Origin of the sequence: Streptomyces sp. NBC_01244 (genome assembly GCF_035987325.1) — a bacterium.
Classification (GTDB): Bacteria; Actinomycetota; Actinomycetes; order Streptomycetales; family Streptomycetaceae; genus Streptomyces.
In genome coordinates this window covers 2,425,023-2,440,730 of sequence record NZ_CP108488.1, presented here as the reverse complement: position 1 = coordinate 2,440,730, position 15,708 = coordinate 2,425,023, and the positions used below count along the sequence as shown (strand labels likewise).

The 15,708-nt window shown below is 71.9% G+C and carries 11 protein-coding genes; 9 read left to right on the top strand and 2 right to left on the bottom strand.

From position 1 onward, the window contains the following. Positions 1 to 10: 10 nt before the first annotated feature. Entirely contained in the window at positions 11 to 1,393 is a 1,383-nt protein-coding gene (locus OG247_RS10735) for an FAD-binding oxidoreductase (protein ID WP_327252022.1), read from the bottom strand. A gap of 60 nt (positions 1,394 to 1,453) precedes the next feature. Then, on the bottom strand, positions 1,454 to 3,259 hold the full coding sequence (locus OG247_RS10730) for a glycoside hydrolase family 15 protein (RefSeq protein ID WP_327252021.1): 1,806 nt from the start codon (positions 3,257 to 3,259) through the stop codon (positions 1,454 to 1,456). 472 nt (positions 3,260 to 3,731) lie between these two features. Here OG247_RS10730 and OG247_RS10725 point away from each other — a divergent pair, with 472 nt between their 5' ends. From OG247_RS10725 to OG247_RS10685, 9 genes are all read left to right on the top strand, one after another. Then, positions 3,732 to 5,384 (top strand): CTP synthase, encoded by a 1,653-nt coding sequence (locus tag OG247_RS10725; protein WP_327257416.1) that lies wholly within the window; start codon positions 3,732 to 3,734, stop codon positions 5,382 to 5,384. An 80-nt stretch (positions 5,385 to 5,464) separates the two neighbouring features. After that, the gene (locus OG247_RS10720; protein ID WP_327252020.1) at positions 5,465 to 6,097 is read left to right on the top strand and encodes an NUDIX hydrolase; all 633 of its coding nucleotides are present in this window, start codon (positions 5,465 to 5,467) and stop codon (positions 6,095 to 6,097) included. Between the two features lie 739 nt (positions 6,098 to 6,836). Further along, on the top strand, positions 6,837 to 8,828 hold the full coding sequence (locus tag OG247_RS10715; RefSeq protein ID WP_327252019.1) for an AAA family ATPase: 1,992 nt from the start codon (positions 6,837 to 6,839) through the stop codon (positions 8,826 to 8,828). 152 nt (positions 8,829 to 8,980) lie between these two features. After that, complete coding sequence (gene ald, locus OG247_RS10710; protein WP_266876781.1) at positions 8,981 to 10,096, top strand: alanine dehydrogenase; 1,116 nt, start codon at positions 8,981 to 8,983, stop codon at positions 10,094 to 10,096. A gap of 449 nt (positions 10,097 to 10,545) precedes the next feature. Then, entirely contained in the window at positions 10,546 to 11,583 is a 1,038-nt protein-coding gene (locus OG247_RS10705; RefSeq protein WP_266958946.1) for a ParA family protein, read from the top strand. Next, on the top strand, positions 11,568 to 12,059 hold the full coding sequence (locus OG247_RS10700; protein WP_266876780.1) for a hypothetical protein: 492 nt from the start codon (positions 11,568 to 11,570) through the stop codon (positions 12,057 to 12,059). Before OG247_RS10705 ends, OG247_RS10700 begins: the two co-directional genes overlap by 16 nt. A gap of 347 nt (positions 12,060 to 12,406) precedes the next feature. Beyond that, positions 12,407 to 13,426: a segregation and condensation protein A gene (locus tag OG247_RS10695; protein WP_327252018.1), complete on the top strand. Its 1,020-nt coding sequence runs from the start codon at positions 12,407 to 12,409 to the stop codon at positions 13,424 to 13,426. Continuing rightward, positions 13,423 to 14,055, top strand: a complete 633-nt coding sequence (gene scpB, locus OG247_RS10690; RefSeq protein ID WP_243340993.1) for an SMC-Scp complex subunit ScpB — start codon at positions 13,423 to 13,425, stop codon at positions 14,053 to 14,055. The genes OG247_RS10695 and scpB overlap by 4 nt, the downstream gene beginning before the upstream one ends. Next, positions 14,055 to 15,626, top strand: a complete 1,572-nt coding sequence (locus tag OG247_RS10685) for a pseudouridine synthase (RefSeq protein ID WP_327252017.1) — start codon at positions 14,055 to 14,057, stop codon at positions 15,624 to 15,626. Before scpB ends, OG247_RS10685 begins: the two co-directional genes overlap by 1 nt. Positions 15,627 to 15,708: the final 82 nt, after the last annotated feature.

The following is a 15,708-nucleotide window of genomic DNA, read 5'->3' as shown; positions in this document are numbered from 1 at the left end:
GGGCGGGCGGTCAGGCGGGCGTGATGTTGTGGTTGAAGCGGAAGACGTTGTCCGGGTCGTACTCCCGCTTCAGCCGGCCCAGCCGCCGCATGTTCTCGGGTCCGAGACCGGCCACCACCCGGTCTCCGCCCTCGTCCCCGGTGAAGTTGAGGTAGACCGCGCCGGTGCTCCACGGCTGGACGTCGGCGCGGACGTCCTTGACCCACTGGCGGCAGCGGTCGTCGTCGGCCGGGTCCTCCCAGGAGCCGAACGGGTGCACCGCCCAGGGCGCGTCGCGGAACGACAGCGGGTAGTCGGCCGGGCCCTCGGCGATCGCGCCGCCCTGGGGCCACACCACGTGCTGGGTGCCGCTCGGCACCGGCATGGAGTCCGCGCGGGCGCAGAACACGTCCACGAACGCGTCGGGCACCCCGGTCAGGTACTCCGCCGACCAGTAGTTCCGCATGCCGGGCGGATCGTCGAGCATGCACTGGAGGTCCGCGTAGGGCAGGGCCGTCACCAGCTCCGCCTCGTGCGGGATCACCAGCAGCGGCGCGGCCAGCCGGCGCAGCTCCTCCTCGGGTCCCGCGTAAGTGATCAGCGCGCCCGCCAGCAGTCGGCCCACCAGGTGCGGCGGGACGAACTCCTCGGGCGGGCCGGTCAGGTAGATGGCGCCGCCGCCGGCCTCGCGCGGCCCGTCCTCCATGACGTCCCGGTACGTACGGACCATCTCGGGCCCGTGCTCCGGCAGGTACAGCAGGAACGCGACGGACATGACCGGCAGCTCGTGCAGCCGCAGGGTCAGCGAGGTCGCTATACCGAAGTTCCCGCCGCCGCCGTGCAGCCCCCAGAACAGCTCCGGGTGGTCCTCCTCGGTCGCCGTCAACATCTCCCCGTCGGCCGTCACCAGGTCCACGGCGAGCAGGTTGTCCACCGCCAGGCCGAACTTGCGGTCCAGCCACCCGGTGCCGCCGCCCAGCACGAAGCCGCCGACCCCGGTGGTGGAGACGCGGCCGCCGGTGGTCGCCAGCCCGTACCGCTCACAGGCCCGGTCCAGATGGCTCATCGTGGCGCCGCCCTCGACGCGGACGGCCGAGGCCCCGGGATGGACGGTCACCCCCTGCATCCGGCGCAGGTCCACGACCACGCCGCCGTCGTTCAGGGACATCCCGGCCACGCTGTGGCCGCCGCCGCGCACCGCGACCGGCAGGTCGAGCCGCCGTGCGAAGCGCACGGCGGTCACCACGTCCACCGGACTCTCGCACTGCGCGATGACGGCCGGCCGGCGGTCGATCATCCCGTTGTAGAGGGTGCGGGCCTCGTCGTACCCCGGATCCTCCGGAACCAGGACGGGGCCGGACAGGTCCTCGCGGAGCTCGGCAAGTGCCGTGCCCGCCTTCGAGAGGGGAGCCATGGCTACCCCCTTCCGGGAGATGCGGAAGGTGCGGAAAGGCCTACGACCCCTCCAGGTTAGTCAGCCCCCGTACGCCCCGCTCGCCGTCAGCCGCAGCGCGGTGTCGATCAGGGGGACGTGGCTGAAGGCCTGGGGGAAGTTGCCGACCTGTCGCTGGAGCCTCGGATCCCATTCCTCCGCCAGCAGGCCCAGGTCGTTGCGGAGCGCGAGCAGCTTCTCGAAGAGGCGGCGGGCCTCGTCGACCCGGCCGATCATCGCCAGGTCGTCCGCCATCCAGAACGAGCACGCCAGGAAGGCCCCCTCGTCGCCCTCCAGACCGTCCACGCCCGCTTCCTCACCCGAGGTCGGGTAGCGCAGGATGAAGCCGTCCGGGGTCGACAGCTCGCGCTGGATCGCCTCGATCGTGCCGATCACCCGCTTGTCGTCCGGCGGCAGGAAGCCCATCTGCGGGATCAGCAGGAGGGACGCGTCCAGCTCCTTGGACCCGTAGGACTGCGTGAAGGTGTTGCGTTCCTTGTCGTAGCCCTTCTCGCAGACGTCCTGGTGGATCTCGTCGCGCATCTCGCGCCACCGCTCCAGCGGCCCGTCCGCGTCCCCGCTCTCGATCAGCTTGATCGTGCGGTCCACGGCCACCCACGCCATCACCTTCGAGTGCACGAAGTGCCGGCGCGGGCCGCGCACCTCCCAGATGCCCTCGTCGGGCTGGTCCCAGTGGGTCTCCAGGTAGCGGATCAGCTTCAGCTGGAGCAGCGAGGCGTAGTCGTTGCGCGCCAGGCCGGTCATGTGGCCCAGGTGCAGGGCCTCGGTGACCTCCCCGTACACGTCGAGCTGGAGCTGGCCGGCGGCGCCGTTGCCGACCCGGACCGGCCGGGAGTTCTCGTACCCCGGCAGCCAGTCGAGCTCGGTCTCGCCGAGCTCCCGCTCGCCCGCGATCCCGTACATGATCTGCAGGTTCTCCGGGTCGCCGGCCACCGCCCGCAGCAGCCACTCGCGCCAGGCGCGGGCCTCCTCGCGGTAGCCGGTGCGCAGCAGCGAGGACAGGGTGATGGCGGCGTCGCGCAGCCAGGTGTAGCGGTAGTCCCAATTGCGGACCCCGCCGATCTCCTCCGGGAGCGAGGTGGTGGGCGCGGCGACGATCCCGCCCGTGGGGGCGTACGTGAGCGCCTTGAGGGTGATCAGGGAGCGGATCACCGCCTCCCGGTAGGGGCCGTGGTACGTGCACTGCTCGACCCAGTCCCGCCAGAACTCGGTGGTGGCCTCCAGGGCCTCCTCGGCCTCCGGCGGCTGCGGCGGCTCCTTGTGCGAGGGCTGCCAGCTGATGCAGAAGGCCTTCCGGTCGCCCGGCCCGACGGTGAAGTCGGAGTACGTGGTCAGATCCTTGCCGTAGGTCTGCGCCTCGGTGTCCAGCCAGACCGAGTCGGGGCCCGCCACGGCCACGGTGCGGTCGTCGACCCGGTGCACCCAGGGCACCACCCGGCCGTAGCTGAAGCGCATGCGCAGCGCCGAGCGCATGGGGACGCGCCCGCTGATGCCCTCCACGATGCGGATGATCTGCGGTGCGTGGTCCTCGCGGGGCGGCATGAAGTCGATCACGCGGACCGTGCCGCGCGGGGTGTCCCACTCGGACTCCAGGACCAGCGAATCGCCTCGGTAACGGCGCCGGGTGGCACGCGGGGCCTCGGTGCCGGCCGGGAACGCCGGGCCGATCCGCCAGAACCCGTGTTCCTCGGTGCCGAGAATGCTCGCGAAGACGGCATGGGAATCGAAGCGTGGCAGGCACAGCCAGTCCACCGCCCCGTCCCGGCAGACCAATGCCGCGGTCTGCATGTCGCCGATCAGTGCGTAATCCTCGATGCGCCCGGACACGTTGCATCTCCAGTCGAACAGCCACGTCCGCCCCGAAGGGCGCTTGCATTGCGCGATGTCGCGGATTCTCCGGTGATGTGGATGGCCGCGTCCAGCCCATGATTCCGGAACCGGACGGGTTACGCCGTTCGCGGGGCCGCTCGGCAGGGATGTGATCGAGATCCGAGCAGGACAAGACGGCACCCTAGTGATCCCCGTCAGCTTGGGGACAATGAGGTTCGGCCGAACGGGTGAGCGGCGGCGATACCGCCGTGACAAGCCCCCCGGAGGCCCGGCGGAAGCCCCCCGCCGCGTGGCCGGAGGCGGACCGGCTCGGGCGCTGATAGGCTGGTATCCCGTGGACCGGTGGTCTGCCTGTGCGAATCAGGAGCCCCGAAACCGCAGCTTCGGCGCCCCCTGAGACCCTCCGGTTCGACGGTGGCCGGCGCCGGACGCACCTCACCTTCGCGACCACGGGAGCCCCCTCTTGGCGATGCCGCCCAAATCCATGACGACCAAGCACATCTTCGTCACCGGGGGTGTCGCTTCCTCCCTCGGCAAGGGCCTGACGGCCTCCAGCCTGGGTGCGCTGCTGAAGGCGCGCGGTCTTCGGGTCACGATGCAGAAGCTCGACCCGTACCTGAACGTCGACCCCGGCACGATGAACCCGTTCCAGCACGGCGAGGTGTTCGTCACCAACGACGGCGCCGAGACCGACCTGGACATCGGTCACTACGAGCGCTTCCTCGACGTCGACCTCGACGGCTCGGCCAACGTCACCACCGGCCAGGTCTACTCGCAGGTCATCGCCAAGGAGCGGCGCGGCGAGTACCTCGGTGACACCGTGCAGGTCATCCCGCACATCACCAACGAGATCAAGCACCGCATCCGCCGCATGGCCACCGACGACGTCGACGTCGTCATCACCGAGGTCGGCGGCACCGTCGGCGACATCGAGTCGCTGCCGTTCCTGGAGACCGTCCGCCAGGTCCGCCACGAGGTCGGCCGCGACAACGTCTTCGTCGTGCACATCTCGCTGCTGCCCTACATCGGCCCCTCCGGCGAGCTGAAGACCAAGCCCACCCAGCACTCGGTGGCCGCGCTGCGCAACATCGGCATCCAGCCCGACGCGATCGTGCTGCGAGCCGACCGCGAGGTCCCGACGTCCATCAAGCGCAAGATCTCGCTGATGTGCGACGTGGACGAGGAGGCCGTGGTCGCCGCGATCGACGCCAAGTCGATCTACGACATCCCCAAGGTCCTGCATACCGAGGGCCTGGACGCGTACGTCGTGCGCAAGCTCGACCTGCCCTTCCGCGACGTCAACTGGACCGTGTGGGAGGACCTGTTGGACCGGGTCCACAACCCCGACCACGAGGTCAAGGTCGCGCTCGTCGGCAAGTACATCGACCTGCCGGACGCCTACCTGTCGGTGACCGAGGCGCTGCGCGCCGGCGGCTTCGCCAACAGGGCCCGCGTCCAGATCAAGTGGGTCACCTCCGACGACTGCAAGACCCCGGCCGGTGCCGCGGCGGTCCTCGGCGACGTGGACGCGATCTGCGTCCCCGGCGGCTTCGGCGACCGCGGTGTCAACGGCAAGGTCGGCGCGATCACCTACGCCCGCGAGAACAAGGTCCCGCTGCTCGGCCTGTGCCTGGGCCTGCAGTGCGTGGTCATCGAGGCCGCGCGCAACCTGGCGGGCATCGTGGACGCGAACTCCACCGAGTTCGACGCCTCCACCCCGAACCCGGTCATCTCCACGATGGAGGAGCAGCTGGCCTTCGTCGAGGGCGCGGGCGACCTGGGCGGCACGATGCGCCTGGGCATGTACCCGGCGAAGCTCGCCGAGGGCTCCATCGTGCGCGAGGTCTACGGCGACCAGGCGTACGTGGACGAGCGCCACCGCCACCGCTACGAGGTCAACAACGCCTACCGCGGTGAGCTGGAGAAGAAGGCCGGTCTGGTCTTCTCCGGCACCTCCCCGGACAACAAGCTCGTCGAGTACGTCGAGTACCCGCGCGAGGTCCACCCCTACCTGGTGGCCACCCAGGCCCACCCGGAGCTGCGCTCGCGCCCGACGCGCCCGCACCCGCTGTTCGCGGGTCTGGTCAAGGCGGCCGTGGAACGGCAGCAGGCGGCGAAGTAGCCGCACGACCGCATAACGTTGGCAGCCGGGGTACGGAGATCCGTACCCCGGCTGTCGCGCGTTGTGGAGGGCTTCGGGGCATGGAGATCAAGGACACTGCGGAATCCTGGGAGACGGTGTCGACGCAGCGGCCGTTCCAGGGCGCGAAGACGGCCGTGGCCTCCGACGAGGTGCGCATGCCGGACGGGTCCGTGGCCCGCCGCGACTACCAGGTGCACCCCGGGTCGGTGTGCGTGCTCGCCCTGGACGACGCGGGACGGGTGCTCGTGCTCAGCCAGTACCGGCACCCGGTGCGGCGGCGGCTGTGGGAGCTCCCCGCGGGTCTGCTGGACGTCGTGGGGGAGAACCCGCTGCACGGGGCGCAGCGCGAGCTCGCGGAGGAGGCGCACGTCAAGGCCGAGGACTGGCGGGTGCTGACCGACTTCTACGCGTCCCCCGGCGGCTCGGACGAGGCCACCCGGATCTTCCTCGCGCGGGGGGTCTGCGAGGCGGACGGCGAACGCTACGCGGAGTCCGGCTCGGAGGAGGCGGACATGGAGCTGGCCTGGGTGCCGCTGCCGGAGCTGGTCCGGGGCGTCCTGGCGGGCGAGCTGGGCAACCCCGGGCTCGTGACGGGAGCCCTGGCCCTGTCGGCCGCCCTCGCCGCCGACCCGTCCCTGTCCTCCCTCCGCCCGGCGGACGCCCCCTGGCAGGCCCGCCCGTACGAGGCGTAGCCCCGCCCCCTTCTTGACGCGCAGCTCGCACCGCTGCGCGGGCTTCGCTCCGCTGCGCCGGACTCCGCCCGGCGGTGGCTGGTCGGGGTCCCCGCGAATGCCGTCTCGGCGTGGGTCGGCGGGCGGGTGCGGGTGGGCTGGCCCTGCGGGGCTGGGTCCCCTACCCGCCCTTCGCTCGTTCCCCGGGCTTCGCCCGGACCCGTTGCCGGGGGCCGGCCCCCGGACCACCGCTCCTCAAACGCCGGAGGGGCTGGATTTTGGCCGGAGTCGGCTCTGACCGTGCGGGCCCGGTGGGGCTGGATTGCCCGCAGGGCAATTCCAGCCTCGCCGGCGTTTGAGGCGCGGGGTCTGGGGCGGAGCCCCAGGGGGTCCGGGCGCAGCCCGGTACCCCCCTTCAGCCCGTCCGGCGCTTGAGGACCGGGTCAGGGCGGAGCTCTGGGAACGGAGGAAGGGCGGGTCGGGGACACGCCCCGCAGGGCCGCCCACCCACCCGCACCCGCCCGCCGGGCCCGTCAGTAGGCGGCGGTGGCCGCACCCCCGCCCGGCCACCGCCGGACGGAGTCCGGCGCAGCGCGGCGAAGCCCAGGAGGCCCGCCAGGGCCGAGTGGTGCGAGCCGCGCGTCAAGAAAATGTGCCCATCCGCTGATCCGATCGGGCGATTTGTCCGCCGCGCTCCACCCTGTCCGTCGCTCTGTGTGAACTACGCTCGCAATCCGAAGGCAGCGAGAGGAGCGGATCCGTGACGGATTTCGTCGGGCGGCGGCGTGAGCTCAAGGAGCTCCGCGAGGACATCGCGCGAACCGGGCTCGACACCCTCTCCGGCCGCAAGGCCAAGGCCCCGCGCGCCCGGGTGCTCCTCGTCGCCGGGCGTCCGGGCTCCGGCCGGACCGCCCTCGCCGAAGCGCTGGTCCGGGAGATCGCCGACGACTATCCCGACGGGGTGCTGAAGGTCCGCCTCACCGCCCCCACGGGGGAGGCCGTCGCCACGGAGCGTGCCGTCCGCACCCTCCTGGAGGGGCTCGGGCAGCCCACCCCGCCCGGCGCCGCCGAGGACGACCTCAGCTCCGCCCTGCGCACGGCCCTGGCCGGCCGCCGCATGGTCCTGCTCGTCGACGACGCCTCCGATCCGCACCAGGTCGACGCCCTGCTGCCGGACACCCCCGAGTGCCTGGTCGTCGTCACCGCCGAGGGCCCCCTGACCGGGATTCCGGATGTCCGACCCTGCACCCTGGGCGGTCTCGACACCCCCTCGGCCGTCCGCATGCTCGTCCACCGCATCGGCGACATCCGCGTCGCCAACGACCCGCGCGCGGCCGAAGCCCTCGCCGAGGAGTGCGGCGGCCAGCCCGCCGCGCTCGCCCTGGCCGGCGGCTGGCTCGCCGCGCGCCCCAAGGCCTCCGTGGCGGACGTGGGCAAGCAGCTGCACGATATGCCCACCGCTGTCGGCGGTCCGCTGGCCAAGGCCTTCAGGCTCGTTTACGAATCCCTCCCGCAGCCCGCCCAGCGGACCCTGCGGCTGCTTCCGCTTGCCCCGGCGGGCCTCGTCGACTCCCACGTGGCCTCCGCCCTCGCGGGCTGCTCCGTGGCCGCCGCGCAGTCGACCCTGGAGGACTTCGCCGCGCTGGGCCTGCTCAGGCCCGCCCACGACGGGCTGTACCTGCTGCCCGGCTGCCTCGCGCCGCTGCTCCAGGCCTTGCTGAAGGCCAAGGAGCGGCCCGCCGAGGTCCAGCTCGCGCGGGCCCGGATGCTGGAGCGCACCGTACGGCTGCTGCTCTCCTGCCGGGCCATGGCGGAGCCGGATGCGGACGGGCACGACGGCCCCGGAGGGCTCGTCGGGGCCCCGGAGAAGCTCGACGGGGTGCCGCGCGCGCTGCGCTTCGCCGACCGGCGGGCGGCGGAGACCTGGCTGGACACCCGGCTGCCCGCTCTGCTGGCCGCCGCCTCGCTGGCCGTGGCCGACGGGGAGCTGGACACCCTGGCGCGCAGGTTCGTGGCGGCGCTCGCGCGGGCGCTGTCCGAGCACCGCGGCACCGCCGGGGCCGCGCCCGAGCTGTACGGGCTGCACCGGCTCGTGCTGGACGTGGCCGAGCGGCGCGATCTGCACCGGGAACAGGCCGCCGCGCTGCTGAACCTGGCCGATCTGGACGCCGAGACCGGCCGGACGCGGGAGGCGCTGGACCGGTACCGGGCCGCGCTGGACGCGGGAAAGGCGGCGAATGACCCGTACGCGTCGGGCCGCGCGATGGAATCCGTAGGCGGTGCGCACCAGGAGCTGGGTGACTGGCACCGGGCCTCCGACTGGTTCGGCCGGGCCCTGTCCCATGCCCTCGCCCGGGGGGAGCGCGCGGACGAGGCGCGGCTGTACGGACGGCTGGGGAACGTGCACACGTACGCGGGCCGGTACGGGGACGCGCTGCGGAGCTGGCGGGCGGCCTCGGCCGGCTACCGGAAGCTGGCCGATGTCCCGGGCCAGGCAAAGGCGTTGAGCGAGATGGCGCGGATCCAGGAGTACGCGGGGCGGCCCGAGGAGTCGCTGCACACCTGCCGGGAGGCGGTGGAGCTCGCGCGGAAGGCCGGGGACCTGCGACTTCAGGCCGCGCTCCAGGTGCGGCTGGCGGACACGCTGGACCGGCTCGGCGATCCCGCGGCTGCCAGGCTGCACAGGTCCGCGGCCGACAGATTGCTGGGAGATGACCCCGCAGCCTGCGAAATCCGCAGCGTTTCCGACTGAGATTATTACTTTGCAAGGCTAGACAGCCGCTCATCCTTCATTAGACTGGCTTCACCAGGTCATCCTCTGGTGCATCCCGTTGCGCGTTCTTGTGGACGGGTTTGTATGGAAGTAGCCCGAAACATCCCCTGAGCCAAGGACCGTGAGCCACGATGAAGGTCGGCATCCCCCGCGAGGTCAAGAACAACGAGTTCCGGGTCGCCATCACGCCTGCCGGCGTGCATGAGCTGGTCCGCAACGGCCACCAGGTCTTCGTCGAGCAGAACGCCGGTGTGGGCTCCTCGATCACGGACGCGGAGTACGTGTCCGCAGGCGCCGAGATCCTCGGTACCGCCGACGAGGTCTGGGCGACCGCAGACCTGCTGCTGAAGGTCAAGGAGCCCATCGCGGAGGAGTACCACCGCCTCCGCAAGGACCAGACCCTCTTCACCTACCTGCACCTCGCGGCCTCCCGCGAGTGCACGGACGCCCTGCTGGAGTCCGGCACCACCGCCATCGCGTACGAGACGGTCGAGACGGCGAACCGCGCCCTCCCGCTGCTCGCCCCGATGTCCGAGGTCGCGGGCCGCCTGGCCCCGCAGGTCGGCGCCTACCACCTGATGCGCTCGGTCGGCGGCCGCGGCGTGCTCCCCGGCGGCGTCCCCGGCACCCACGCCGGCGAGTGCGTGGTCATCGGCGGCGGCGTCTCCGGCTGGAACGCCGTGCAGATCGCCGTCGGCATGGGCTTCCACGTGACCCTGCTGGACCGCGACATCAACAAGCTCCGCGAGGCCGACAAGATCTTCGGCACGAAGATCAAGACGATCGTCTCCAACGCCTTCGAGCTGGAGAAGGCCGTCATCGAGGCCGACCTCGTCATCGGCGCGGTGCTGATCCCGGGTGCGAAGGCCCCGAAGCTGGTCACCAACGAGCTCGTCGCCAAGATGAAGCCCGGAAGTGTCCTTGTCGACATTGCGATCGACCAGGGCGGCTGCTTCGAGGACTCCCGCGCGACCACTCACGCCGAGCCGACCTTCCAGGTCCACAACTCGGTCTTCTACTGCGTCGCCAACATGCCGGGCGCGGTGCCGAACACCTCCACCTACGCCCTGACCAACGCCACGCTGCCCTACATCGTGCAGCTCGCGAACCTCGGCTGGGTCGAGGCGCTGCGTCGTGACCCGGCGCTCGCGCTTGGCCTCAACACCCATGACGGCCAGGTCGTTTACCGTGAGGTCGCCGAGGCCCACGGTCTCGAGACCCTCGAGCTGAGCACGCTGCTCGGCTGATTCGTCAACGACTGACGTCAATCTCACGTATCCGGCCGGACCTTGCTCGCGAGGTCCGGCCGGAGGCGTTCCCGGGGTCCCCGGCGAGGCCGCTCAACTCGCCTCGAACGTAACCCTTTAACCCTTTCGCGCACCCGCGAAACTTCCCGGCGACAGCTCGTACGCCCTTGACAGAGTGGTGTTCGGTTGCCGACACATCGCGGTGGGTCCGGCGGATTGTGTTGCCGCTGAGTGGTGACACGCCATAGAGTCGCCAACCGTCGGCATGGTGCCACGCTGACCTATCGATAAGTGTCCTGGTCACGTCCGAGGAGGTAAGACGACTTGTGAATGAGTCGACATTTGCTCCTGGAGGTGGTCGAGCAGGAGGGCCTGCGCGGGGCCAGGGTCCTGCCGGAATCGAAGCCGTGGGATCCGTAGCGGTCCGCACCTTCGCAAACCACCAGCACATGACGACGCCCCAAAAGAGCATGGACGGCCTAGACGTGAACTCCAGGGCCGGCGACCTGAGCGGCGACAAGCCCGTGGGTTTCGCCGACTACGAACAGGTGCCCGAGGGGCATTTCTACGACCCGGACGCGGAGTACGAGCCCGACCCCGAGTACGCGGCCACTCTCGCCCCCGACGCTGCACGCCAGCGCCGTGAGCGGATCGGCCCGACCGGACGGCCGCTGCCGTACTTCCCGATCCCGGGACCGCTGACCGATCACGGTCCGGCGACCATCATCGCGATGTGCAACCAGAAGGGCGGCGTGGGCAAGACCACGTCGACCATCAACCTGGGCGCGGCGCTCGCGGAGTACGGGCGCCGGGTGCTGCTCGTCGACTTCGACCCGCAGGGCGCGCTGTCGGTCGGCCTCGGGGTCAACCCGATGGAACTCGACCTGACGGTCTACAACCTGCTCATGGAGCGGGGCATGTCGGCCGACGAGGTGCTGCTGAAGACGGCGGTCCCCAACATGGACCTGCTGCCGAGCAACATCGACCTGTCGGCCGCCGAAGTGCAGTTGGTCAGCGAGGTCGCGCGCGAGTCGACGCTGCAGCGGGCCCTGAAGCCCCTGCTGCCCGACTACGACTACATCGTGATCGACTGTCAGCCCTCGCTCGGTCTGCTGACCGTGAACGCCCTGACGGCGGCTCACAAGGTCATCGTGCCGCTGGAGTGCGAGTTCTTCGCGCTGCGCGGTGTGGCGCTGCTGACCGAGACCATCGAGAAGGTGCAGGAGCGGCTCAACCCGGAGCTGGAGCTCGACGGCATCCTCGCCACGATGTACGACTCCCGTACGGTGCACAGCCGTGAGGTGCTGGCGCGCGTCGTCGAGGCCTTCGACGATCACGTCTACCACACGGTCATCGGCCGCACGGTGCGGTTCCCGGAGACCACGGTCGCCGGCGAGCCGATCACCACGTACGCCTCCAACTCCGTCGGTGCCGCCGCCTATCGCCAGCTGGCCAGGGAGGTGCTCGCCCGGTGTCCCGCCGAGTGAGTCTGCCCGGAGCCGACGAACTGTTCCGTACGACCGGGGGGATGGCGCTGACCTCCTCCTCGCCGAACTCGGCGCGGGGCGTGGAGCACGCGGCTTCGGCCGCGGAGGGCACGGCGGGAGAGGGCCGCAGCCGGGAGGCTGAAGCCGGTACGGAGCCGGGCGTCGGCCCGCAGCGGCGGCCGCAGGAAGGTTCCGGTAACGCCGTCCCCGCCCCCACCCCCGGTCGGGGCAAGGGGCAGGGCCGGGGTGCGAACCGGCGGCCCAGCGGGCGCGAGCGGCACGACGAGAAGATCACGGTCTACGTCTCCGCCGAGGAGCTCATGGACCTGGAGCACGCGCGGCTGGTGCTGCGCGGGGAGCACGGGCTGGCGGTCGACCGGGGTCGGATCGTGCGGGAGGCCGTCGCGGTGGTGCTGGCCGACCTGGAGTCCCGCGGCGACGCGAGCATCCTGGTCCGCCGGCTGCGGGGGCGCTGAGTCCCTGCGGGGGCTCGGCCGGGCTTGGGCCGTCGCCCTTGCCGCGTGCGGCGAGCTGGGCGGGCCCTGCGGGGTGAAGTCCCCTCCCCGCCCTTCCACCGTTCCCCGGGCTCTGCCCGAACCCGGTCCTCAGGCGCCGGACGGGCTGTAGGGGTCCAGGGCTGCGCCCGGCCCCCCTGGGGCTCCGCCCCGGACGCCGGTCCTCGAACGCCGGGCGGCTGAAGAGCCCCGGGCCCCGGATTCGGTCGGAGTCCCCGAGGGTTCGGCGTGGTCGTGCGTGGGAGTCTTAGGGGCTGGGCCCCGGCCCAGGTCAGCCAGACGTTCGCTCCGTACCTCCCTGGACCGCGATGACCCCTCCCGCCGAACCCGGCCTCCCGCCCCGCCGCTCGCTGGGCCGCGGCCCGGGTGCTCCCGTACCGGCCCCCGGGGCGGCCTCGGAGACCCCCGGTGGCCCCGAGGGGCCCGAGGGGGCCGGGGAGCCCGTAGCGGCTCCCCTGGCGGCCCCTGTGGCCGTGCCCGAGCGCACGGCCGGGGCGCCGGTCGAGGCCGAAGCAGTGCCGGACCCCGTCGGGGACGGCCGGTTCACGGTGCACCTCGGGAACTTCGAGGGGCCCTTCGATCTGCTGCTGCAGTTGATCTCCCGGCACAAGATGGACGTCACCGAGGTCGCGCTGTCCGAGGTCACCAACGAGTTCATGGCGCACATCCGTGCGATGGGGCCCGACTGGGACCTCGACCAGACGACCGAGTTCCTCGTCGTCGCCGCCACCCTGCTCGACCTGAAGGCGGCCCGGCTGCTGCCCGTCGCCGAGGTGGAGGACGAGGCGGACCTGGCGCTGCTGGAGGCCCGGGACCTGCTGTTCGCGCGGCTGCTGCAGTACCGGGCGTACAAGCGGATCGCCGAGATCTTCCAGGAGCGGGCCGAGATCGAGGGCAAGCGCTACCCGCGCACCGTGGGGCTGGAGCCCCACCTCGCCGAGCTGCTCCCCGAGGTGGTCATCAGCATCGGCGGCGAGGGGCTGGCGCGGCTCGCGGTCAAGGCCATGCAGCCCCGGGCGAAGCCCCAGGTGTACGTGGACCACATCCACGCGCCCCTCGTGAGCGTCCGGGAGCAGGCCGGGCTGGTCGTGGCGCTGCTCAAGGCCCGGGGCGAGGCCACCTTCCAGGAGCTCACCGAGGACGCGGCGGACACCCTGACCGTCGTGGCGCGCTTCCTGGCCCTCCTGGAGCTCTACCGGGAGAAGGCGGTGGTCCTGGACCAGGAGGAGGCCCTGACGACGCTCACGGTGCGCTGGAGCGGCGGGGACGGGGACGGCATGCCGACGGTGACGGACGAGTTCGACCAGATCGTGGAGGTCAAGGAATGAGTGACGTGACGACCCCCGTGGCCGGGCTGGCGCTGAAGCCGGCCCTGGAGGCCGTCCTCATGGTCGTGGACGAGCCGGCGACCGAGGCGCACCTGGCCAAGGTGCTGGAGCGGACCCCCCGCGAGGTCGCGCGGGCGCTGCGCGAGCTGGTGGACGAGTACGAGGTCCAGGGGCGCGGATTCGAATTGCGGCTCGTCGCCGGGGGCTGGCGGTTCTACAGCCGGGCGGACTACGCGCCGGCGGTGGAGGCCTTCGTCCTCGACGGTCAGCAGGCCCGTCTCACCCAGGCGGCTCTGGAGACGATGGCCGTCGTCGCGTACCGCCAGCCGGTCAGCAGGTCGAGGGTCTCGGCGGTCCGCGGAGTCAACTGCGACGGGGTCATGCGCACCCTCCTCCAGCGGGGTCTGGTGGAGGAGGCGGGGACGGAACCCGAAACAGGTGCGATCCTGTACAGGACGACGAACTACTTTCTGGAGCGGATGGGCCTGCGTGGCCTGGACGAGCTCCCGGAGCTCGCGCCCTTCCTCCCCGAGGCGGACGCGATCGAAGCCGAGACGCAAGAGGGTGTTCCGTCGTTCGATCCGGACTCTCCGGATACCGATGAAGACGACAAGACGACGGAACTTTGATGCGAAGCAGCGGCAACGGCAACGGTGGCGGCAACAGGAACAGCGGCGGCGGTGGTGGCGGGCGCGGTGGCTCCCCCCGCGGCGGCTCCTCCAGCGGCGGCGGTGGTGGCTACCGCGGTGGCGGCTCCGGCGGCGGCAGCGGCTCGGGCGGTGGCTCGCGCGGCGGCTCCTCGGGCGGTGGCTACCAGGGTGGCGGCACGCGCGGCGGCTCCTCCGGTGGCGGCTACCAGGGCGGCGGCAGCTCGGGCGGCGGCTCGCGCGGCGGCTCCTCGGGCGGTGGCTACCAGGGTGGCGGCTCGCGCGGCGGCTCCTCGGGCGGTGGCTACCAGGGTGGCGGCTCGCGCGGCGGCAGCTCCGGTGGGGGTTACCAGGGCGGTGGCTCTCGCGGCGGCTCCTCCGGTGGCGGTTACCAGGGTGGCGGCTCCTCCGGCGGTTACCAGGGTGGCGGCTCCTCCGGCGGCTACCAGGGCGGCGGCTCCGACCGTGACCGCGAGCAGGCCCCCCGCATCCGCAACCCCCGCCCCGAGGAGCGTCGCTACGACGTGGGCCCCGAGGGCGAGCGCAACGGCCGCGGCGGTGCCAAGGCGGGCGGCGGCGGTGCCCGCGGCGCGGCCGACGCCAACCGCGGTGGCGGTGCGCGAGGCGCTGCGGCCCGCGGTGGCGCCAAGGGCGGCCCGAAGGTCTCCCGCACCCCGGGCATCGGCGGCGCCGGCGGCCCGCGCAGCGGCCCCGGCTCCCGCAGCGGCCAGTCCAAGCCGCGCGAGCTGGAGGCGCGGATCGAGGAGCGCGTGCGCGACCGGTACGCCGACAAGCCCGTGATCAAGACCCCGAAGACCTTCCCGGGCGCCGAGGAGGAGGGTGAGCGTCTGCAGAAGGTGCTCGCCCGTGCCGGCATGGGTTCGCGCCGTGCGTGCGAGGAGCTCATCGAGCAGGCGCGCGTCGAGGTCAACGGCGAGATCGTCCTGGAGCAGGGCAAGCGCGTGAAGCCCTCGGACGAGATCAAGGTGGACGGCCTGACCGTCGCCACCCAGTCGCACCTGTTCTTCGCGCTGAACAAGCCGGCCGGCGTCGTCTCCACGATGGAGGACCCGGACGGCCGCCAGTGCCTCGGCGACTACGTCACCAACCGTGAGACGCGTCTCTTCCACGTCGGCCGGCTCGACACCGAGACCGAGGGCATCATCCTGCTCACCAACCACGGTGAGCTGGCCCACCGCCTCACGCACCCGAAGTACGGCGTGAAGAAGACCTACGTCGCCGCGATCACCGGTCCGCTGCCGCGCGACATCGGCAAGCGCCTCAAGGACGGCATCGAGCTGGAGGACGGCTACGCCCGCGCCGACCACTTCCGCGTCGTCGACCAGCTCGGCAAGAACTACCTGGTCGAGGTGACCCTCCACGAGGGCCGCAAGCACATCGTCCGCCGCATGCTGGCCGAGGCCGGCTTCCCGGTCGAGAAGCTCGTGCGGACCTCCTTCGGCCCGATCGAGCTCGGCGACCAGAAGTCCGGCTGGCTGCGCCGCCTGACCAACACCGAGGTCGGCATGCTCATGCGCGAGGTCGGTCTGTAGGACCCCGGCCTCCTGAAGGCCTCCAGAACCCGCGGTGCCCTCGGGCGCCGCGGGTTTTTTGGTTGTGCCGGACCCCGGACCC